Source organism: Leucobacter iarius (assembly GCF_039530105.1).
GTDB lineage: Bacteria > Actinomycetota > Actinomycetes > Actinomycetales > Microbacteriaceae > Leucobacter > Leucobacter iarius.
Genome location: NZ_BAAAOB010000001.1, coordinates 1,435,938 through 1,456,246, shown reverse-complemented (window position 1 = coordinate 1,456,246; position 20,309 = coordinate 1,435,938). Strand labels below are relative to the sequence as shown.

Sequence of the window (20,309 nt, the reverse complement as noted above, 5' to 3'; positions counted from 1 at the left end):
ATGCCTGGGCTCGGGTCAGACCCGGACCTCGGCGAGCGACGCTTCGAGGGCGTCGAGCAGGATCGGCAGTTCCGCCGCGCCGAAGGCGAGCGGCGGGCGCACCTTGAGCACGCTCTCGTCCCGGCCGATGCGCGAGATGAGCACCCGACGCGCCTTCATGGCCTCGACGACCTGCTTCGCCAGGTGCGGGGCCGGGACGCCGTCGACCGCGAAGTCGAGTCCGAGGAACAGGCCCGTCCCCTTCGCGGTGCGCACGAAGTCGCCGTGCTGCGACGCCAGCTCGCGGAACCGCGCGAGCGCCTGCCCGCCGAGCTCCTGTGCGCGCGGCATGAGCGCCTCGGCCTCCATCTCGAGCAGCACGGCCTCGCCGACCGCCGCGGAGACGGGGTTGCCGGCGAAGGTGTTGAAGAACTCGTTGCGCGAGCCGAAGCGGTCGAGCACGTCCTCGCTCGTCACCACGGCGGACATCGGATGCCCGTTGCCCATGGGCTTGCCCATCGTCACGAGATCGGGCTCCATGCCCGCGTAGTCGTGGCCCCACATGTGCGAACCCGTGCGCCCGAAGCCGCTCTGCACCTCGTCGGCGATCACCATACCGCCGGCCGCGCGTACCCGATCGACGATGCCGGCGACGAGCCCGGCGGGCACGCGGGGCATGCCCTCGGTCGAGAACAGCGGATCGAACAGCGATGCGGACACCCCGAACCCGCCCTCCTGCAGCGACGCGATCGAGGCGTCGAGCGACGCGAGGGCCTCGGCGAGCACCTCGGCCTCGGGCCGCGGATCGGAGTCGAGATCCGGAATCCGGAGCGTGCGCACGTGCGCGCCGAGCGGTTCGCGGGTCTTGAGTCCCGTGGTCATCTGGGCGAGCGTGATCGTGGTGCCGTGGTAGCTGTAGTCCGACACGATGACACCGGTGCTGCCGGTCAGCTGCCGGGCGATCCGCAGGGCGAGCTCGTTGGCCTCCGAACCGGAGTTGCCGAAGAACACCCGGTCGAGCCCCGGCCGGAACGTCGAGAGCAGGCGCTCCGAGTAGTCGACGACGCGCTCGTTCAGGTAGCGCGTGTGCACGTTCAGCAGGGCGGCCTGCTCGCTCAGTGCGCGCACCACGCGATCGTTCGCGTGGCCCACGTGCGGCACGTTGTTGTAGCCGTCGAGGTAGCGATCGCCGTTCGCCTCGGTGAACCACACGCCCTTGGCCGAGACGAACTGCAGCGGTTCGGCGTAGAACAGGGGCGAGTAGGGGCCGATGGTGCGATTGCGGCGTGCGATGAGGTCGGCGTTGCTGGTCATTTCGCTGGTCTCCAGGTGTCGGGATGCGTGGCGGAGTCGGGCGGTCAGGCGACGAGTTCGCGCGAGAGGCGGACCACGTACGGCAGCACGGTGGTCGCGTGCCACTCGGCCGTGGACTCGCCCCGGCGGTCCGCGGCCCAGCCGAGGTAGGTGAGGCCGCGGGCGAGCAGGATCGCGGGGAACGCCTCGTGGTCGGCCGGGGTGAGCGGGCGCACCGACTCGTAGCCGGCGAACAGGGCGGCCCGGTACTCGGCGGCGCGCGGGTGGGGCGTGAAGAAGTAGATGGCGGTCGCCAGGTCGAACAGGTGCCAGCCGGCGGCGAAGTCGTCGAAGTCGATCAGCACGAGACCCGCCGGCGTGCGCAGCACGTTCTCGGGGGTGAGATCCGCGTGGATCGGGCCGAAGCGGCCGACCGGGCGCCCGTAGCGCTCGAGGTCCTCCCGGATCCGGGCGATCGCCGCCTCGACGGCGGCCCGGTCGTCGCCGACGAGCTCCGCCATGCGCAGCGGATCGCCCCAGGCGGGCTCCGCGCCGACGAGTCCTTCGAGGTCCCAGTCGCCGCGCGGGACCGACGGGAGGTAGCCGGAACGCTCGGTCGCGGCGTGCAGCTCGGCCGCCAGGCGCCCGAGCTCGAAGAAGTCCTCGGCGGGCAGGTCGGCCGTGCCGTCGACGGCGGTCCGTTCGTCGCCGAAGTTGCCGGTGTTGACGAGCAGGTCCTGCACGTCGACCTGGTGGATCCCCGCGGGGTGCTCGGCCCCGACCCGGCAGAACGCCCGCCCGTCGTCGGTGCGGAGGAAGGTCGGCACCGCAACGCCCTCGCCGCGGAGCGCCTGGACGAAGTCGAGCTCGCAGTCGAGCTCCGCATCGCTGCGGTATCCGCTGCGGTGCACGCGGACCACGTATTCGCGGTCGCCGTGCGTCGTGGCGAACACGACGTTCTCTCGATGCTTCAGGAGCCGGAGCTCGGCATCCGCTGCGAAGCCGTAGCTCGGCAGCGCTTCGCGGGCGAGCTCGGCGGCGGCTGCGGGGTCGACGACGACCATGTGGTTCCCCTCCTCTGATCCGGCGACGACGCCGGATACGAAAACTATACGGCGAGTATAGAAACTAGACGCCGAGTACACAATACCTCGCGATCGCCGTAGACTGCGGGGCATGACGACCGAGGCTCCGACGCGCACCGAACCCCTCACCCTGCGCGAACGACGCCAGCTGCGCACGCGGACGGACCTCGTCTCCGCGGTCCTCGCCGTGATCGCCGCCGACGGCGCGGACGCGCTCACCATCGATCGGGTCGGCATCGAGTCCGGGGTCTCGCGCGGCACCATCTACGCCCATTTCTCGGGCGGGCGCGACGAACTGCTCCGCGCCGCCTACGCCCGGCTCGGCACCGACCTCGTCGCCCGCACCCAGGCCGCCGTCGCGCAGGCCTCCGGGTGGAAGAAGCGCCTCACCGCGCACGCCGGGACCATGTTCGAGCTGGCGGGCGATCCGCACCTCGGCCGCTTCTACAACGTGTCGGGCCCCGCGCTCATCACGGACGGCGCCGAGCGCGGCATCGGGTCCGGGGCGAGCACCGCGATGATCCGGCAGACGCTCGAGGAGGCGCAGCGTTCGGGCGAGGTCGACGCCGAGGCCGATGCCGGTGCGGTCGCGATCCTCCTCGTCGGCGCGATGCGGGAGGCGGCGATCGGTGTCGCGGGGGGCACCGCGGACCCCGAACGCGCGTTCGCCGCGTTCTCGCGCCTCCTCGACGGCCTCGCCGCGCGCTGAGCGCGAGCGCGGAACGCGCCGGCGGGACCCGGCCGAACCCGGCTCAGGCCAGCGGGTCGGCGATCCGGGTCGAGCGGTAGCCCGCGCCCGACCGCAGCGGCACCCACCGCCGCCACTGCTTGGCGGAGAGGCGGAACGGCAGGTGCTCCTGCAGGTGCCGGGCCGCCGGGACCAGGCGCTCGTCGGCGGGGAGCGTGAGCCAGAGCGAGAGCTTCGACCCGGCCGTCCCGAACGATGCGCGCACGCCCGAGACGCCGAGCCGTCGACCGTACCCGTCGATCGGGTCTTCGCCGAACCGGGCCGGATCCAGCTCGGGATCGGGGCGACCCGTCGCCGGGTCCGTGAGCCTGCCGGACAGGGTCCGCACGAGCGAGGCCCGCTGCCCGGTCGGTGCGCGGAGAGCGCCCGGGAGCTTCGGGTCGAGCAGCGCCGCCGCCTCGGCGGCGCGTTCCGCGGGTACCCGCCACACGCGCCGCGCGGCTTCGGTACGCGCCGGGCCGCCGAGCGCCTCCCGCAGCGCCTGCTCGTACGCCCCGCCGGAGGCCGCGGGACGACCGAGCACCTGGAACGTCCACCGCGAATCCCCCGACGGTTCGAGGCAGGCGTCGACGAACGCGTCGACCGCGGCCATCGCCCGGTCGACCCGTGCGATGCGCATGCCGTGCGCGCCGCCCGACGCCGCCGGCAGGCCGTCGTAGCTCACGGCCTCCGGCCCGGACCCAGCGACTCCGCTCATGAGGCCCGAGGGTAGCAGCGCCAGGATCTCCGCGAACCCGCAGCCGTTCCCGTACAGACAATCTCATCGCGGTCTCGGACAACATCTCCGGCTCGCCCGGCACGTACGCTGATCGAGACTGGACAATCATCCCGAAGCGGAGGATCAATGGAGACCTACAGCAGCCTGCTCGCAGCGGTCACGGCTCAGGGCGGCGAGACCCGCGAGGTGCTCGACCCGGCGACCGGCGAGCGCATCGGCGATGCGCCCATGCAGGGCGTCGACGCGCTCGAAGCGGCCATCGACACGGCGGAGGCCGCGCAGCCCGCGTGGGCCGCGCTCGGCGACGCCGAGCGCAGCGCCTACCTGAACCGCGCCGCGGACGCGATCGAGGCCTCCGCCGAGGCGCTCGCCGAGCTGCTCTCGCGCGAGCAGGGCAAGCCGCTCAACGGCCCCAACGCGCGCTTCGAGGTCGGCGCCTGCGCCGTCTGGACCCGTTCCGCCGCCGATACCCCGCTGCCCGTCGAGGTCATCGTCGACGACGGCGAGAACTACGCCGAGCTGCACTACCGCCCGATCGGCGTCGTCGGTGCGATCTCGCCGTGGAACTGGCCCATGATGATCTCGATCTGGCAGATCGCGCCGTCGCTGCGCATGGGCAACACCGTGGTCATCAAGCCCGCCGAGACGACCACCCTCTCGGTGCTCGCACTCGTGGCCGTGATGAACCAGGTGCTGCCGGCCGGCGTGCTCAACATCGTGCCCGGCCCCGGCAGCACGGTCGGCGACGCGCTGACCCGCAGCCCGAAGATCGGCAAGATCATGTTCACCGGCTCGACACCGGTGGGCAAGCGCATCATCGAGGCCTCCGCCGGCAACGTGACCCGCCTCACCCTCGAGCTCGGCGGCAACGACGCCGGCATCGTGCTCCCCGACGTGGACCCGAAGGCCATCGCCGAGGACCTGTTCTGGGGCGCGTTCATCAACACCGGCCAGACCTGCGCGGCGCTCAAGCGCCTCTACGTCCACGACGCGGTCTACGACGCCGTCGTCGAGGAGCTGGCGAAGGTCGCCGCCGCGGTGCCCATGGGCGTCGGCGTCGACGAGCAGAACGTGCTCGGCCCGCTGCAGAACCGCGCCCAGTTCGACGTCGTCGACCGCCTGGTCGAGGCGGCCAAGGCCTCGGGCGCCCGCGTGGTGCTGGGCGGCGAGCCCGACCGGGACGCCGTCGGGTACTTCTACCCGACCACCCTGGTCGCCGACATCGACCCGCACAACGACCTCGTGCTCGAGGAGCAGTTCGGTCCGGCGCTGCCCATCATCCGTTATTCCGAGCTCGATGAGGCCGTCCGCCTCGCGAACGAGCTCGAGGTCGGCCTCGGCGCCTCGGTGTGGTCGAGCGACCGCGATGAGGCGAAGCGGATCGCGGCCCGGCTGCAGGCCGGCACCGTGTGGATCAACTCGCACGGCGGACTGCATCCGCAGATCCCGTTCGGCGGGGCGAAGCAGTCCGGCTACGGCCGCGAGTTCGGTGTCGAGGGCCTCAAGGCCGTCGCCGAGCCGCAGGTCGTCAGCGGCTGAACCTCGCGAGGGGCTCCGGCCGGCGGTTCTCCGCCGGGCGGAGCCCCTCGCGTTACCCGAACGCAATACGGCGGGCGCCGAAGCCCGCGGCGTTGCACCTACGATTGGGGGCAGGGCGCCGCCTCCACAGCATCTGGCGCCCCCGCACGAAGAGAAACCGATGACGATGACTCCTCTTGTTCCGACCTCCCTGGACGCCTCCCAGAGCATGCCCCTGCTCGATTTCAGCTCGTTCAGCGAAGCGTCCTCCTCCGCGTTCGTGCCCCTCGCGATCCGCAGCCGCAAACGCGGATCCTTCCGCGGCCGCATGCGCACCTCGGAGGTCGACCGCCTCGCGTTCACCGAACTGTTCGCCACCGCGCACGAGGTGGAGCGCACGCCGAAGCTCATCTCGCAGGGCGGCGACCGCTACATGGTCGGCATCATGCTCGCGGGCAGCGGGATCCTGGTGCAGGACGGCCGCGAGCTCGTGCTCCGCGAGGGCGACATCACCATCTACGACACGGCCCGGCCGTTCTCGCTGAGCTTCGACGACGAGTCCAAGAACTTCGTGATCTGCGTCCCGAAGGACATGCTGAACCTGCCGCAGGAACTCGTGGGCGAGCTCACCGCCACCCGCCTGCCCGACGGATCGCGCACCGGCGCCCTCGCATCGCAGTTCCTGCTGCACGTGCCCCAGGCGCTGCAGACCTCGTTCCGGGAGGCGAACATCAGCATCGCCCGCACCTCGGTCGGCCTGCTGGAGACGCTGCTCACCATGGCGCTCGGCGCCGAACGCCTCGAGCAGGATCCGCACCACGTGCTGCTCCGCAAGATCCGCGAGTACATCGACGACCACCTGGGCTCCCCCGAGCTGAACCCGGGCCAGATCGCGCTCGCCCACCACATCTCGACGCGGCACCTGCACGGGCTGTTCCGCAGCCAGGGCACCACGGTTTCGGCGTACATCCGCTCCCAGCGGCTCGAGCGCTGCCGCCGCGACCTGACGAATCCGGCGCTGACCGACCGCCCCGTCTCGGTGATCGCCGCCCGCTGGGGATTCATCGATGCGGCCCACTTCAGTCGGGTGTTCCGCGCGCACTTCGGCTCGACGCCGCGCGAAGTACGCGCCCAGCGCTGACTCGCGGGGAAAAGTCCCAGGCTGACCGTCGCGGGTCCATCGCCCGCGGGATCCGAGCCCCGTAGCGTGGAACGCACGGGGCGTCGGAGCACCCGGGACAGGTCCGCCGACGCACCGGCATACGAGACCCATTCCGGAGGAACCATGTCGAACATCCACGACGACCTGTTCGTCACGAACATGCCGAACATCGCGGCCGATTTCAAGAACGAGGGCGACGCCGCAGGGCTGCCCACCCCCACGAACGTGGGCGAGGCGCTCGGCCTGATGCGGTCGAACGAGGTGCCGCAGAGCAAGATCCACATGAGCCACTGCTGGATCTTCGAGACCGACGAGCCGCAGCACTGGGTCAACGAGCACGAGCACGACTACGACGAGATCCTGATCTGGACCGGCACCGATCCCGAGAACCCGACCGAGCTCGGCGCCGAGCTCTACTTCGACATCGAGGGCGAGCGCCACACCGTCACTACCTCGGGCTCCGTCTACATCCCGGCGGGCACGCGCCACTGCCCGCTCGGCTTCACCAAGGTCACGCGCCCGTTCACCTTCAGCGCGCTCTCGCTGAGCCCGCTGTACGACTCCGACGAGAACGCCGGCCTGCTCGAGCAGATCGGCAAGGCGTAGGCCGCACACCGAGCGGCCGCGCGCCGCTCCGAACCCCGAGGGGACCGCAATGGAAGATCAGGTCAGGGCCGCCGTCGAGCGCTACGTCGCGGGCGTAAGCGCGAACGATGCCGAGCTCGTGAAGCAGGCGTTCACCGAGGACGGCCGCATGTGGGGCTACCTCGGCGACGCCTTCACGGTGATGACGGCGGTCGATTTCGCCGAGCAGGTCGTCGCGACCGCTCCCCCGGCGGATCCCGCGTACCGCGCCGAGATCCACAGCATCGAGGTGACGGGCGGGATCGCCTCGGCGATCCTCGACGAGCGCGCCTATCTGGGCTCCGACTTCCGCAACCAGTTCGGCCTGGTGCTGGTCGACGGGGACTGGCGCATCGCGAGCAAGGTGTTCACCACGCGCTGAGCACCGCGCGATCCGCACGAGCAGGGCCCGCACTCCGATCGGAGTGCGGGCCCTGCTCGTGCTCCGAGGTGCTCGAAAGCATCCCTGACCGCCGATGCATCACTCGACCGGTTTCGCGGCCAGCCGTTCCGCCCGCAGGCTTCGGTGCTTCGACGCCTCGCGACGTTCCCACCACAGCATGTGCCCGGTGAACACGAGCGCCAGGTAGACGCCGGAGATGAGAATGCTCCAGGACTCGTCGAAGTTCATCCCCCTCGCCAGCGTGGTCGAGGCCCCGAGCTGGCCGACCGGATAGGCGCCCAGCACTCCGACGACGACGCCGATCGCGCAGGCTCTCAGATATGCGCTTGCGGTGCCCGGAGGCGAAGCTCTGATCCGCCACAGACAGAGGCAGAGGACGCTGAGGCCCAGCCCCAGGACCAGGGAGGGGATGCAGAGGAAGGCGAAGCCCGCTTTCAGGGAATAGGGCTGGAAACCCGGGATCGTGAACGCCATGACCCCGAGCTGCACGACTACGGGCACCGTCACCGCGAACGGACCGGACAGGAGCACGAAGCCGGGATCCTTATAGAACTCGCTCGGCCGCACCTCGTCCTCCATGCGTCCACCTCGCTTCTTCCGAGCCCCCGTCCCGCCGGTCCACCCGCTCCCTTCGCAAACCATATAGCAGGACGGGAAGCGGAGACCGTGTCCCGCGCGAGAACGCGAGAAGGGCCCGGGATCGAAGATCCCGGGCCCTTCTCATACGGGCACTACGCGGCCTGCGCGGCGTCCTTGTTGCTCGTGTACTTCGGCGCGAGCGAGAGCGCGCTGAAGCGGAACGGGCGGTCGACACGCACGAAGTCGAGCGGGCAGTGCACCGTGCCGGCCGGGATGTAGACCGAGCCGGAGGTCGTGATGGTGTGCTTCTCGCCGTCGATCTCCATCGTGATCTCGGCGCCGAGATCACGAGGATCGTCCGGGTTCGAGCCCGTCCAGATCAGGATCTCGTCGTAGTCGTGGGTGTGCGGGTTCACCCAGTGCACCGGCTCCGAGATCTCGTGCACCCAGATGTGGGTCATGTTGATCTGGCTCTCGGGCACCAGCTTGCTGTGCATCAGCCAGAAGCCGTCGCCCAGGTTCTTCGGCTGCTCGAGACCGGCGGCCTCGCCCTCGTTGTCCATCTCGCCGACGATCACCGGCATGTCGCGCACGAAGAGGCGCTCGTACTGATTCCCCATGGTTGCTTCCTTCCCGGGCATCCACGCCGATGCCCGTCTTCGACGCTACGGACCCGGCACGGTGCCGGGCAACGCTCTCCGCGAGCCTCTGCTCGCCGGGTCAAGTCTCCTGCGCGAACTGGAGAAGCGCCGCGGTCAGCGGCGCGCGAGCAGCGCCGGACGGCGCTGCCACGTGTTCCAGAGCGGCCGGTACCCCATGCGGCACCAGAACGGACCCGAGCGCGGGTTGAGCGCCGCATAGTCGAGCAGGATCCGGTCGAAGCCCGCCCCCTCCAACTGCCCGTGCCCGAACTCGACGACGGCCTCGCCGAGCCCGCCGCCGCGCACTCCGGGCCGCAGATACATTGCCTGGATGAATGCGATGCTCCCGCCGGGGGCGAGCCGCTCGCGGTGCCGGTCCTTGCCGGTCTCGATGCTCAGGTACCCCGCGGGTGCGCCGTCCTGCTCGAGGATCCAGGTCCACTCGGGATCCGCGGCGAGGCGCTGGGCGATCCCGTCGCGCAGAATCCCGGTCGCGCCCGGGCGCGGGGTCACCCCGCCGTGCTGCGCGTCGTGCGCCAGGAGCTCGGTGTCGAGCTCGGCCAGCAGATCCAGGTCGGCCGGCCCCGCCGGGCGTACCGAGATCCCCGCGGCCCGCAGACGTTCCGCGGCGCCAGCCGCGTCCGCGCCCCGCGTCCCGATCCGGATCCCCTCGACCCCCGTGACCGCGAAACCCCGGGACAGCATCGGCCGCACCAGCGCCGAATCCCGGCTGGGCAGCCGCAGCGACAGCGACGAGTCCCAGTCGCCGGCGCCGGAATCAGCACCAGCACCGGCACCGGCGAGCTCCGGGCCGACCTCCGCGATCCAGTCGTCGAGCAGCTCCCCGGCACCCGCTTCATCGCCGTCCCAGCGCAGCTCGAGGGAGGCGCGGCGTGCCGCACCCCAGATCGCGCCGGGATCACCCGGCCGCAGGATCTCGACCGTCGACGCGCCCGCCGCCCGGACCGCGCCGCCGTGCTCGGAGACGAGCAGCCGCACGGACGCATCGAACGAACGATCGGGCAGTTGCGGATCGAGCGCCCGATCCCGCCGATTCATCGCGTCGAGCGCCGCGGTGATGCCCGAGGTGCCGGTGATTCTGCTGCTGGTCATTCGTCCGCCCCATCGTCCGATTCGCGTTCCGCCTCGAGGCTAGCCCGAGCCCGGAGCCCGCCGATTGACTCTGCCGGTAGAACTGTTGCGCGCATCGGCACGGAACCGGAGGACCCTTGAGCCCGGCCCCCCGGCTGCCCGAGACTCGGAGCACACCCACCGTTCGAAAGGATGCGGCAGTGACCCATCGAGACATCGTCGCCGCGCACTACGCGGCCGGAGCACGCGGCGACCTCGCCGGCATGCTCGCCGACTTCGCCCCCGACATCAGCTGGACCGAGTCCGCCGGCTTCCCGCTGGCCGGCACCTACGTCGGCCCCGACGAGATCCGCGACCGCGTGCTCGGCCCCATCGCCGCCGAATGGGACGGCTTCGGCATGCGCGTCGACGAACTCGTCGGCGACGCCGGCACCGTCATCGCCGTCGGGCGCTACGTCGGCACCCACCGCCGCACCGGCCACCCCCTCGACGCGCGCACCGTGCACATCTGGCGCCTCGACGGCGACCGGATCACCGGCTTCGAGCAGATCACCGACACGCGCCTCGTCGCGCTCGCCGCAGAGGGGGACGACGCGTGACCGGGCAGCAGGGCGATGCATTCGCCGGAACGCCGTCGGGGCGCAAGGCCCGTGATCTCGGTCTGCGGATGGGCGCGCTGCCGAGCGGCCCGCGCAACGCGATCACCGACGTCGCGGGCGTCCGGGTCGGCCACACCACCCTCATTTCGGGCGAGGGCGAGCTCGTGCCCGGTGAGGGCCCCGTGCGCACGGGCGTCACCGTGATCGTCCCGAACGACGCCCCCTGGAAGCAGCCGCTCTACGCCGCACCGCACCGGCTCAACGGCAACGGCGAGATGACGGGCCTCGAGTGGGTGCGCGAATCGGGCACCCTCACGAGCTACATCGGCCTCACCAACACGCACAGCGTCGGCGTCGTGCGCGACGCGCTCGTCGCGCACGAGGGATCGACCCGGCCCCCGGGCGAGGACTACTGGTCGCTTCCCGTGGTCGGCGAGACCTGGGACGGCGCGCTCAACGATCTGAACGGGTTCCACGTGCGCCCGGAGCACGTGCGCGAGGCGATCGCTTCGGCGCACGACGGCCACGTGCCCGAGGGCAGCGTCGGCGGCGGCACCGGCATGATCGCCCACGGGTTCAAGGGCGGCATCGGAACCGCATCGCGCGTGGTCGCCGAGGCCGATGGCGGCTACACGGTCGGCGTGCTGGTGCAGGCGAACCACGGCCGCCGCGAGCGCCTGAGCATCGACGGGAAGCTGGTCGGCCCGTCGATCGAGCTGCCCGGCGACGCCGACGGCAGCGCGACGGCGGGCAGCGCGCTGCCCGAGGGGAGCGGATCCATCATCGTGATCGTCGCCACCGACGCGCCCCTGCTCCCCCACCAGTGCGCCCGCCTCGCGCAGCGCTCCTCGCTCGGCATCGCCCGCGTCGGCGGCGCCGGCGAAAACGGCAGCGGCGACCTCGCCTTCTGCTTCTCGACCGGCAACTCGGGGATCCCGGCGGGCTTCGATCCCGGCGCACCCGTCGAGTACACCGTCTCGGCGGTCGCGAACGATCGCATCGACCCGCTCTTCTACGCCACCATCGAGGCCACCGAGGAGGCGATCGTCAACGCGATGCTCGCGTCCGACACAATGGTCGGCAAGGGCGGGACCGTGCGCTACGGGCTGCCCCACGACCAGCTGCTGGGGCTGCTCGGGATCGCGTAGCTCGGCGCAGGCGAACGCGGAAGGGCGGGCCCGAATGAGATCCGGGCCCGCCCTTCCGCGTGCTCAGGCCGCCGACAGGTCGAGCGTGTCGGCGAGCAGCCCCTGCGTGTAGAGATCGCGCGGGTGATCGAGCACGCGATCGACGCGCCCCTGCTCGACGATCTCGCCCCGGTTGAGCACGGCGACCGAGTCGGCGATGCTGCGCACCACGGCCAGGTTGTGCGTCACGAAGATCATGCTGAGCCCGTCCCGCAGGAGCCCGCGCAGCAGCTCGACGACCGAGGCCTGCACCGAGACGTCGAGCGCCGAGGTCACCTCGTCGCAGATGAGCACGCTCGGGTCGGCGAGCAGCGCCCGGGCGATCGCGACGCGCTGCCGCTGCCCGCCCGACAGCTCCGACGGGTACAGCTCGGCCATGCGCGCCGGGATCTCGACCCGCTCCAGCGCCTCGCCGACGCGGCGGCGCACCTCGGCGCCGCTCGGGCGCTCGAAGTGGCGCAGGGGTGCGGCGAGGCTCGTGCCGACGTCGAGGCGGGGGTTCAGCGAGCCGTAGGGGTTCTGGAAGATGTACTGCATCCGTCGGCGCGCGGCGGAGCTGCGCTTCGCCGCCGACCGCGCCAGCGATTCGCCGTCGAGCAGCAGTTCGCCCTCCCACTCGGTGTGCAGGCCGATGAGGCAGCGCGACAGGGTGCTCTTGCCCGAGCCCGATTCGCCGACGATCGCGAGGCATTCCCCGGCCCGCACGTCGAGGTCGATGCCGTGCAGCACCTCGACGTGGCCGTAGGAGGCGCGGAGATCCGCGACGCGGAGCACTGAGTCGGGGCGATCCTCGAAGTCGCCGACGGGCGCGACTGAGACGGTGGCCGGCGGGCGCTGCCCGATCTCGACGTGCCGGATGCAGCGCACGAGGCCGTCGCCCGAGGGCTCGAGCGGCGGCACCGCCGAGCGGCAGGCGTCGGTCGCGAACGCGCAGCGCGCCGCGAACACGCAGCCCGTCGGCCGGTCGCCGATGCTGGGCGCGCGCCCGGGGATCGGCACGAGCATGTGCCGGTCCTGCGTCGACGGCAGCGCCTGCAGCAGCGCGCGGGTGTAGGGGTGCGCCGGGGCCTGCAGCACCGATGCGGTCGAGCCGGTCTCGACGACCTGACCGCCGTACATCACGGTCACACGGTCGGCGACCTCGGCGACGACCGCGAGGTCGTGCGTCACGTAGATCGCGGCGATGCGGTACTCGGCGCAGAGCCGCTTGACGAGCTCGAGCACCTTCATCTGCGTCGAGACGTCGAGGCCCGTGGTCGGCTCGTCGAGCACGATCAACCGCGGCTGCGCGACGACCGCCATGGCGATCGCGATGCGCTGCTGCTGCCCGCCCGACAGCTCGCTCGCGCGCCGCTTCAGGAACGCGTCGTCCGCTGGCAGACCGACGGCCTCGAGCACCTCGCGGATCCGGGCCATCGACTGCTCCCGCGGCCCGTCGATGGCTTCGAGCAGCTGCGTGCGCAGCCGCATCGAGGGGTTCAGCGCCGTCGCGGGATCCTGCGCGACATAGCTCACCAGCCCGCGCCGTGCGGCGCGGAGACCGGCGGCGTCGAGCCGCAGCAGGTCGGTCCCCTCGATGTCGACGGATCCGGCGCGGATCTCGCCGCCCGAGCGCGCGTACCCGAGCAGCGCGAGCGCGAGCGTGCTCTTGCCCGATCCGGACTCGCCGACGATGCCCATCACCTCGCTCGAACCGAGCTCGAGCGAGACGTCCTCGATGATCGTGGTGTCCTTGCCCGTCAGGCCGACCGTGAGACCGGTCACCGTGATTGCGGCCATGGTTACTTCCCTTCCGTGCGGGCGATGACGCGTGCGCCGCCCTCGGCGATGAGGTTGCCGCCGACCGTGAACAGCACGATCATGACGATCGGCGCGAGCACGGCCCACGGCTGCGTGGCGAGACCGGTGCGGTTCTCGCTCACCATGAGGCCCCAGTCGGGGGTCGGCGGCTGGATCCCGTATCCGATGAAGCTGATCGAGGCGAGGATGCCGACCGCCCACATGAGACGGACGCCCAGCTCGACGAGCAGCGGCGAGGTGATGTTCGGCAGCACCTCGCGCACGATCATGCGCCGGCCGGGGATCCCCACCGACCGGGCCCAGAGCACGAACTCGCGGTCGCAGATGGGGCGAGCGGCACCGCGGATCACGCGGGCGACACCGGGGATCAGCGCGAGCACGACGAGCGTGACGAGCAGCCACGGCGACGGACCGAACACGGACACGAACATGAGCGCCATGAGGATGCCGGGGAACGCGAGCAGCACGTCCATCGCGCGCATCAGGATCGTCTCCGTCCAGCCGCCGGTGAAGGCGGCCGCGAGGCCGACGGCTGCGCCGACCGCAACGCTGAGCACGGCGCTCAGCGGCGCCATCCACGCCAGCGAGACGCCGCCGGCGAGCACGCGCGACAGCACGTCGCGGCCGAGCTGGTCGGAACCGAGCAGCAGGCCCCCGCCCGGCGGGGCGTACGGCGTCGTGATGGGGTCGGTCGGCGAGTACGGGGCGAGCAGGCCGCCGAAGCAGGCGAGCAGCGTGGTGAGCACCACGAGGCCGATCCCCCAGCGCACCTGGTTCGAGGCGAGGAACCGCGCGAGCACGCGGGACCGCGGTCGGGAGTCGGGCGCCGATGCGGGCAGCACGTCGTTCTGCTGAGTCATGGATCCCACCTATTCCTTGCGGCGGCCGGCGCCCGCGTCCGAGAGCAGGTCGGCGATGAAGTTGAAGACGAAGTACGCGGAGGCGATGATCAGCACGACCGCCTGGATCAGCGGCAGATCCCGGTTGCCCACGGATTCCACGAGCGTGAGCCCGATGCCCGGGTACGAGAACAGGTACTCGACCACGACGGTGCCGCCGATGAGGAACGCCGCGACGAGCGACGCCGCCGGGATGATCGGCGCGAGCGCGTTCGGCAGCGCGTGCCGGTACAGGATCCGGCGGGTGCTCAGCCCCTTGAGCTGGGCCGTCTGGATGAACTCGCTGTTCATCACGTCGATGAACGAGACGCGCACGAGCCGCGACAGGTAGGCGACGCCGCCGATGACGAGCGTCGTCACGGGCAGCACGAGCGCGAGCGGGTGCCACCACGGCATATCGGCGGGCGGGATCAGCGAGACCGGCGGGAAGATCCGGAACACGGTCGTGCCGAACAGCGCGATGAGCACCGTGCCGAGCACGAACTCGGGAACCGCGTTGACCACCATCGACCCGCCCATGAACAGCTTGTCGAAGACGCGGTCCTTGCGCTGCGCCGCGATGACGCCGATCACGAGCGAGATCGGCAGCATGATGATGAGGGCGAGCGCGCCGAGCGTCAGCGAGTTGCGCAGCCGGAGCGACAGCGTGTCCGCCACGGGCGCGCCGTTGGTGAGCGAGACGCCCCAGTCGCCGCGCAGGATCCCGCCGAGCCACGTGAGGTACTGCTGCAGCAGCGGCGCATCGAGCCCCAGCTCCTTACGGAGGGTGGCGAGCCGCTCGGGGGTCGCGTTCACGCCGAGAATCACCTTGGCGACATCGCCCGGCATCGCCTGCGTGGCGAAGAAGATGAGCAGCGAGACCAGCAGCAGCGTGATGACGCCCTGCAGGAGCTTGCCGCCCCAGCGCATCATCGTGCGCCGCCGTCGGCGTCGCACCGCTCCGCTGCCCCGCTCCCGCGAGAGCGCGATCATCTCGGTCATGGTGGTGGTTCCTTCCGCATCGCGTGCAGCGATGACGACGGGAACCCCGTTCCTGCGTCATCACAGGGCATCTCGACCGAACGAGACATCTCTTGAATGTCTCCATCGTGGGCACCCGTGGCGGGCGGCACAATCGCGCCGCGCCCATTCCTGCTCCCGCCGTCAATCTGCATGCTCCGGATGACAAACCGACCCGCCGTACGGGCGGCAAGACTGAAACGGACAGCCGGTGGACACCGGGCCGATGGAGCGATGGAGGACGCATGCAGACCGCGACGGCGCCGATCTTCCCGGTGCACGACATCGTCCCGCGCGAGGGATCCGCGTGCGGATCGTTCCTCGTCGTCGAGGACATCGACGACCGCGCAGCGTTCCGCTCGCCGCATCGCCACGCCTTCACCCAGCTGGTGCTCGTCGAGGCCGGGAGCGGGATCCACCGCATCGATTTCTCGCCCGTGCCGATCCGCGCCGGCGAGGTGCACCTGCTGGCACCCGGGCAGGTGCACGAGTGGTGCGCCGACCCGGGGCTGCGCTGCACCGCGGTGATGTTCTCGGAGGACGTGCTCGACTCCGTCGGCGCCCTGCCCGATCGGATGCACGAGCTGCTCCTGCTGGGCGCCGCGCCGCTCGCCCCGTCCGAGGCGGCCGCGGACCGCCTGCGCCGGCTCGTCGATGCGCTGCGCGAGGCCGGATCGCCGGGAGGCGCCCGGCACCTGCTCGCGGCGCTGCTGCACGAGTGCGCCGAGGCGATCCCCCAGGTGGACGCCCCGAGCGCCCGCTCGCCCCTCACCCGCGCGTTCCTGCGGGAGGTGCTGCGCGCACCCGACGCGAGCCAGACCGTGTCGAGCTGCGCCCGCGCGCTCGGCGTGACCACCGGCTACCTGGCCGAGCAGGTCGCCGCCGATACGGGGACGACGCCGGGGCGGATCCTGCGCACGGCCGTCGCCCGGGAGGCGCAGCGACTGCTCGGCGGCACCGCGCTCAGCGCGGCGCAGATCTCCTTCCGCCTCGGGTTCACCGAGGCCTCCTACTTCTCGCGCTTCTTCCGCCGCGAGGTCGGCTGCACGCCGACCGAGTACCGGGACCTCGGACTCCGCGGCGAGAATCCCCCACGAAAGGACCGACATGCAAGCTGACCTCCTGTTCGAGCAGGCCACCCTCTTCGACGGCGAGGAGCTGCTGGACGCACCGGTATCGATCGCGGTGGCCGACGGGACCGTCATCGGCATCGGCGCCGACCTCTCCCACCTCGTCGGCCCGGCGACCGTGCGCCGCGATCTGGCCGGGGCGTTCGTGATGCCCGGGCTCGTCGACGTGCACAACCACCACGCAGTGGCGGGGCGCGCGGAGCTGTTCGAGCTCGTCGTGCCCATCGGCGCGAGCCTCGACGAGGTGTTGGCCGCCGTGGCCGAGCAGGCCGAGGCCACCCCCGCGGACGGGTGGATCGTGGGCGGCCCGTGGGGCACCAATCTCCTGGGGGAGCTGAACTCGTCCGCCGCGCTCGCGCGCCTGGACGAGGCCGCGGGCGGGCGCCCGGTGGTGCTCATCGAGGACAGTCGGCACAACCGCTGGGCCTCGAGCGAGGCGCTTCGCCTCGCGGGGATCCTCGACGGCTCGCACGCGGACGGCGCGGGCAGCGCGGGCGTGCTGCGGGATCCCGCGACCGGATCCCCCACCGGTGTGCTGCTCGAGGGCGCGGGCCTCCGTGTCGAGTACGCGATGGCGGAGGCCGGCGGCTTCACCGAGGCGCAGCACCGGGCCGCGTCCGCCCGCGGCGTCGAGATCCTCAACAGCTTCGGCATCACCGCGTTCCAGGACGCGGCCGCCTCGCTCGACATGCTCCGCGCGCTGCACGGGCTCGACACCGCCGGCGATCTGAACGCCTGGGTCGTGACCTCGATCACCATCAACGACGAGATCTTCGGATTCACCCCGATCGGACAGGAGCTCGTCGACCTGGCCGAGCCGTTCCGCAGCGCGCACCACCGCCCCGACTTCGTGAAGGTGTTCCTCGACGGCGTGCCGCCGGCCCGCACGGCCGCGTTCCTCGAGCCCTACCTCCCCGACGAGGAGCACGGGCACGAGTTCACCGGCGCCATGCTGATCCCGCAGGCCGAGTTCGCCGAACTGATGACGAGCATCGCCGGGCAGGGCCTCGGGCTCAAGGTGCACTGCGCGGGTGACGCGGCGGCCCGCGCCGTGCTCGACGCGACGCAGGCACTGCGCGAACGCGGCGACACGAGCACCCGCGTACACATCGCCCACGGCCAGTTCCTCTCGGACGCCGATCTGCCGCGCCTCGCCGAGCTCGACGTCACCGCCGACATGTCGCCGTTCGTGTGGTTCCCCGGGGTCATCCCCCAGGCGCTCTCCGAGGTGCTGCCCCAGCCCCTCGCCGGGAAGATCCAGCCGAACCGCGCCCTCACCGATCTCGGTGCCCGCCTCGCGATGGGTTCCGACTGGCCCGTCAGCCCCACCCCGAACCCCTGGTTCGGGATCCACGGGCTCGTGACCCGCGCCGACCCGTTCCGCCAGACTCCGGGAACCCTGTGGCCCGAGCAGGCGCTGACCCTGCTCGAGGCGCTCCGCGTCTGCACCTCGCGCGGCGCCGAGGCGATCGGGCTCGGCGACGTCACCGGGCGCGTGGCACCGGGATTCTCGGCCGACCTCGTGGTGCTCGACGCCGACCCGTTCGAGCGCGACCCGCTCGAACTGGCCGACACACAGGTCGTCGAGACCTGGTTCGAGGGCCGGCTCGTGCACTCGCGTGCGGACTGACGCGATCCGGCCGAGCGCCGGACTGATCCTGCTGCTCGGGCTGCTGGAGGCCTTCGGCCCGCTGTCGATGGACCTCTACATGCCCGCGCTGCCCGAGCTCGCGCGCTCGCTCGGCATCGGCGACGCGCTCGCCCAGACCACCATGTCGGTGTGCATGCTCGGGCTCGGACTCGGCCAGCTGATCGCCGGCCCCATGAGCGATCGTTTCGGGCGCCGGCTCCCGCTCCTCATCGGCGTCGCCGCGTTCGCGGTGTTCTCGGCCGCCTGCGCCGTCGCGCCCTCGGTCGGCTGGCTGCTGCTGTTCCGCGCGCTCCAGGGCGTGAGCGGCGCGGCCGGCATGGTGGTCACGCTCGCGATCGCGCGCGACATCTTCTCGGGCGCGCGACTCGCGCGCATGCTCTCCTGGCTCGCCCTCGTCGGCGCCGTAGCGCCCGTCGTGGCCCCGATCCTCGGCGGGCAGCTCAGCCGGTTCCTCGACTGGCGCGGGATCTTCTGGGTGCTCGCCGGCATCGGCGTCCTACTGCTCGCGTCGGCGCTCCGCTGGCTCCCCGAATCGCATCCGCGGGAGCTGCGCAGCACGAGCAGCGGGCCCCTCTCGCTGCTGTCCGACGCCCGCGTGCTGCTCGCCCACCCGACCTACCGGGCCGTGCTCATCATCTCCGCCGTCAGCGGCGCCGCGTTCTTCGCGTACCTCTCGATGTCGAGCTTCGTGCTGCAGAACGGCTTCGGCGTCACCCCCGCGGTATTCGGGATCCTGTTCGCCGCCGGATCGCTCTGCAACGTCGTCGGGTCCCAGACCAACCGCGTGCTGCTCGCCTCGACCAGCCCGGAGCGGCTCTACCTCGTCGGCATGGTGCTCGCGTTCCTCGGCAGCGCCGCCGCTGCGGCGAGCGCGCTGCTCGGCCTCGGCTTCGGCCCGTTCGTCGCCGGCCTGGCCCTCTACCTCGCGTCGACCGGGTTCACGATGCCGAACGCGAGCGCGATCGGCCTGACCGCGCACGGGGACCGCGCGGGATCGGCGGCGGCGCTGCTCGGCACGTCCTCGCTGTTCCTGGGCCCGATCGTCGCCCCGCTGGTCTCGCTCTCCGGCGTCACGGCCGCGGTGCTCGGCCTGACGATGCTCGTCGGATCCGCGCTCATGCTCGCCGTCGGTCTCGCGGCGTTCGGCCGGGCGCCGCGACGGCCCTGATCCGCCGGACTGCTGTCGTTCGGCCGCTCTTCCGTTTCCCAGTTCACCGCGCACCGCACACTCACCGCACCGAAGGAGCCGCATCATGGCGAAGTACGATCACCTGTTCGTCAAGGACATGCCGAACTGCATGGACGAGATGGTCATGGACGACGAGGAGCAGCTGGAGTACCCGCTGCCGAACCTGGGCGAGGGGCTGTGGCTCGTGAACAGCGACCTCGTGCCCGGCGCTCAGGCCAACATGACGCACATCTGGATCCACCCGTCCGACGAACCGCAGCTGTGGGTCAACCCGCACCAGCACGACTACGACGAGATCCTCATCTGGACGGGCGGCAACCCCGACGATCCGCGCGATCTCGGCGCCGAACTGTACATGGAGATCGAGGGCGAGCGGCACGTCATCACGACGTCGGGATCCGTCTACATCCCCGCAGGCACGGTGCACTGCCCGCTCGGCTTCACCCGCATCGACCGCCCGTTCCGCTTCAGCGCGCTCTCGCTCGCGCCGAAATACCGCGCGCAGGACCGCTCGGAGTAGCCGCCGGGCGCGGTCGGTCTCCTATGCTCCGGTCTGGAACACGACCGTGGCGGGATCGCCGCCGACGATGACCCGGCCGAGTCCCGGCACCGTCACCGTATGCGGGACGACGTACTCGGTCCCCCGAACGGTCGTCTCCCCGGTGGCACTGTCGAGACCGACCGCCGAGATCCCGGACAGCCCGAATCGCTCGAGCCAGGGCTGGCTTCCGCTGCTGATCTCCGCTCTGAGCGTCTCCGCACGTTCGGCGCTGCGCTCCGACGAAGGCGTGCGCTCGGCGTTCGCGCTCACGATCGCTCCGCTGCGCTCGGCCGGCACGGCCGACGCTCCCGCGACCGGAAGCGCCGCGAGGCCGAGCGCAACGACCGCCGCAGCTCCGAACGCATTCAACCGCGACTTCTTCTCGCTTCGCACGTGGTCGCCCTTCGTCGTCCGTCGGCTCCGGCCGACCGTTCCGCCCCAGTCGGATGCGTAACCCCAGCACACACGATCG

At 71.4% G+C, this 20,309-nt stretch carries 21 protein-coding genes; 11 read left to right on the top strand and 10 right to left on the bottom strand.

Annotated features, from left to right (window positions below):
* Nucleotides 1-15: 15 nt before the first annotated feature.
* Together ABD169_RS06430 and ABD169_RS06425 are read right to left on the bottom strand one after the other, a co-directional pair.
* The gene (locus ABD169_RS06430; protein WP_344030737.1) at nt 16-1,293 is read right to left on the bottom strand and encodes an aspartate aminotransferase family protein; all 1,278 of its coding nucleotides are present in this window, start codon (nt 1,291-1,293) and stop codon (nt 16-18) included.
* Nucleotides 1,294-1,337: 44 nt separating this feature from the next.
* Entirely contained in the window at nt 1,338-2,336 is a 999-nt protein-coding gene (locus tag ABD169_RS06425; protein WP_344030734.1) for a phosphotransferase enzyme family protein, read from the bottom strand.
* Nucleotides 2,337-2,448: 112 nt separating this feature from the next.
* On the opposite strand from ABD169_RS06425, the gene ABD169_RS06420 reads away from it, so the two are divergent.
* Nucleotides 2,449-3,066: a TetR/AcrR family transcriptional regulator gene (locus ABD169_RS06420; protein ID WP_344030731.1), complete on the top strand. Its 618-nt coding sequence runs from the start codon at nt 2,449-2,451 to the stop codon at nt 3,064-3,066.
* A gap of 43 nt (nt 3,067-3,109) precedes the next feature.
* Here the strand turns inward: ABD169_RS06420 and ABD169_RS06415 are convergent, their stop codons facing one another.
* On the bottom strand, nt 3,110-3,802 hold the full coding sequence (locus ABD169_RS06415; protein ID WP_344030728.1) for a hypothetical protein: 693 nt from the start codon (nt 3,800-3,802) through the stop codon (nt 3,110-3,112).
* 147 nt (nt 3,803-3,949) lie between these two features.
* Here ABD169_RS06415 and ABD169_RS06410 point away from each other — a divergent pair, with 147 nt between their 5' ends.
* The 4 genes from ABD169_RS06410 to ABD169_RS06395 all read left to right on the top strand — a co-directional run bounded on the left by ABD169_RS06410 (nt 3,950) and on the right by ABD169_RS06395 (nt 7,509).
* On the top strand, nt 3,950-5,362 hold the full coding sequence (locus tag ABD169_RS06410) for an aldehyde dehydrogenase family protein (RefSeq protein ID WP_344030725.1): 1,413 nt from the start codon (nt 3,950-3,952) through the stop codon (nt 5,360-5,362).
* Nucleotides 5,363-5,570: 208 nt separating this feature from the next.
* The gene (locus tag ABD169_RS06405) at nt 5,571-6,482 is read left to right on the top strand and encodes an AraC-like ligand-binding domain-containing protein (protein WP_344030722.1); all 912 of its coding nucleotides are present in this window, start codon (nt 5,571-5,573) and stop codon (nt 6,480-6,482) included.
* 144 nt (nt 6,483-6,626) lie between these two features.
* Entirely contained in the window at nt 6,627-7,109 is a 483-nt protein-coding gene (locus ABD169_RS06400) for a cupin domain-containing protein (RefSeq protein ID WP_336653203.1), read from the top strand.
* A 49-nt stretch (nt 7,110-7,158) separates the two neighbouring features.
* Nucleotides 7,159-7,509: a nuclear transport factor 2 family protein gene (locus tag ABD169_RS06395; protein ID WP_344030719.1), complete on the top strand. Its 351-nt coding sequence runs from the start codon at nt 7,159-7,161 to the stop codon at nt 7,507-7,509.
* A 99-nt stretch (nt 7,510-7,608) separates the two neighbouring features.
* On the opposite strand, the gene ABD169_RS06390 is transcribed toward ABD169_RS06395, so the two are convergent.
* The 3 genes from ABD169_RS06390 to ABD169_RS06380 all read right to left on the bottom strand — a co-directional run bounded on the left by ABD169_RS06390 (nt 7,609) and on the right by ABD169_RS06380 (nt 9,863).
* Nucleotides 7,609-8,109: a hypothetical protein gene (locus ABD169_RS06390; protein ID WP_344030716.1), complete on the bottom strand. Its 501-nt coding sequence runs from the start codon at nt 8,107-8,109 to the stop codon at nt 7,609-7,611.
* A 152-nt stretch (nt 8,110-8,261) separates the two neighbouring features.
* Complete coding sequence (locus ABD169_RS06385) at nt 8,262-8,729, bottom strand: cupin domain-containing protein (RefSeq protein ID WP_046456516.1); 468 nt, start codon at nt 8,727-8,729, stop codon at nt 8,262-8,264.
* Between the two features lie 135 nt (nt 8,730-8,864).
* Nucleotides 8,865-9,863, bottom strand: coding sequence for a GNAT family N-acetyltransferase (locus ABD169_RS06380; protein WP_344030713.1), 999 nt, complete (start codon nt 9,861-9,863; stop codon nt 8,865-8,867).
* 179 nt (nt 9,864-10,042) lie between these two features.
* On the opposite strand from ABD169_RS06380, the gene ABD169_RS06375 reads away from it, so the two are divergent.
* Together ABD169_RS06375 and ABD169_RS06370 are read left to right on the top strand one after the other, a co-directional pair.
* Nucleotides 10,043-10,441 (top strand): nuclear transport factor 2 family protein, encoded by a 399-nt coding sequence (locus tag ABD169_RS06375; RefSeq protein ID WP_344030710.1) that lies wholly within the window; start codon nt 10,043-10,045, stop codon nt 10,439-10,441.
* Nucleotides 10,438-11,589 (top strand): DmpA family aminopeptidase, encoded by a 1,152-nt coding sequence (locus tag ABD169_RS06370; RefSeq protein WP_344030707.1) that lies wholly within the window; start codon nt 10,438-10,440, stop codon nt 11,587-11,589. The genes ABD169_RS06375 and ABD169_RS06370 overlap by 4 nt, the downstream gene beginning before the upstream one ends.
* Before the next feature lie 63 nt (nt 11,590-11,652).
* On the opposite strand, the gene ABD169_RS06365 is transcribed toward ABD169_RS06370, so the two are convergent.
* The 3 genes from ABD169_RS06365 to ABD169_RS06355 are packed head-to-tail and all read right to left on the bottom strand — an operon-like array spanning nt 11,653 to nt 15,308.
* A complete protein-coding gene (locus ABD169_RS06365) occupies nt 11,653-13,407 on the bottom strand; it encodes an ABC transporter ATP-binding protein (protein WP_344030704.1) in 1,755 nt (584 codons plus the stop codon).
* A gap of 2 nt (nt 13,408-13,409) precedes the next feature.
* Complete coding sequence (locus ABD169_RS06360) at nt 13,410-14,288, bottom strand: ABC transporter permease (protein WP_344030701.1); 879 nt, start codon at nt 14,286-14,288, stop codon at nt 13,410-13,412.
* 9 nt (nt 14,289-14,297) lie between these two features.
* Nucleotides 14,298-15,308, bottom strand: coding sequence for an ABC transporter permease (locus ABD169_RS06355; RefSeq protein ID WP_231580897.1), 1,011 nt, complete (start codon nt 15,306-15,308; stop codon nt 14,298-14,300).
* A gap of 263 nt (nt 15,309-15,571) precedes the next feature.
* Between ABD169_RS06355 and ABD169_RS06350 the strand changes: the two genes are divergently transcribed.
* The 4 genes from ABD169_RS06350 (at nt 15,572) to ABD169_RS06335 (ending at nt 19,816) form a co-directional block, all read left to right on the top strand.
* Entirely contained in the window at nt 15,572-16,444 is an 873-nt protein-coding gene (locus tag ABD169_RS06350; RefSeq protein WP_344030697.1) for a helix-turn-helix domain-containing protein, read from the top strand.
* A complete protein-coding gene (locus ABD169_RS06345; RefSeq protein ID WP_344030694.1) occupies nt 16,434-18,086 on the top strand; it encodes an amidohydrolase in 1,653 nt (550 codons plus the stop codon). Before ABD169_RS06350 ends, ABD169_RS06345 begins: the two co-directional genes overlap by 11 nt.
* Nucleotides 18,076-19,275, top strand: a complete 1,200-nt coding sequence (locus ABD169_RS06340) for a multidrug effflux MFS transporter (RefSeq protein WP_344030691.1) — start codon at nt 18,076-18,078, stop codon at nt 19,273-19,275. The genes ABD169_RS06345 and ABD169_RS06340 overlap by 11 nt, the downstream gene beginning before the upstream one ends.
* An 85-nt stretch (nt 19,276-19,360) precedes the next feature.
* On the top strand, nt 19,361-19,816 hold the full coding sequence (locus tag ABD169_RS06335; RefSeq protein ID WP_344030688.1) for a hypothetical protein: 456 nt from the start codon (nt 19,361-19,363) through the stop codon (nt 19,814-19,816).
* 21 nt (nt 19,817-19,837) lie between these two features.
* Here the strand turns inward: ABD169_RS06335 and ABD169_RS06330 are convergent, their stop codons facing one another.
* Complete coding sequence (locus tag ABD169_RS06330) at nt 19,838-20,230, bottom strand: hypothetical protein (RefSeq protein ID WP_344030685.1); 393 nt, start codon at nt 20,228-20,230, stop codon at nt 19,838-19,840.
* Between the last annotated feature and the right edge of the window lie 79 nt (nt 20,231-20,309).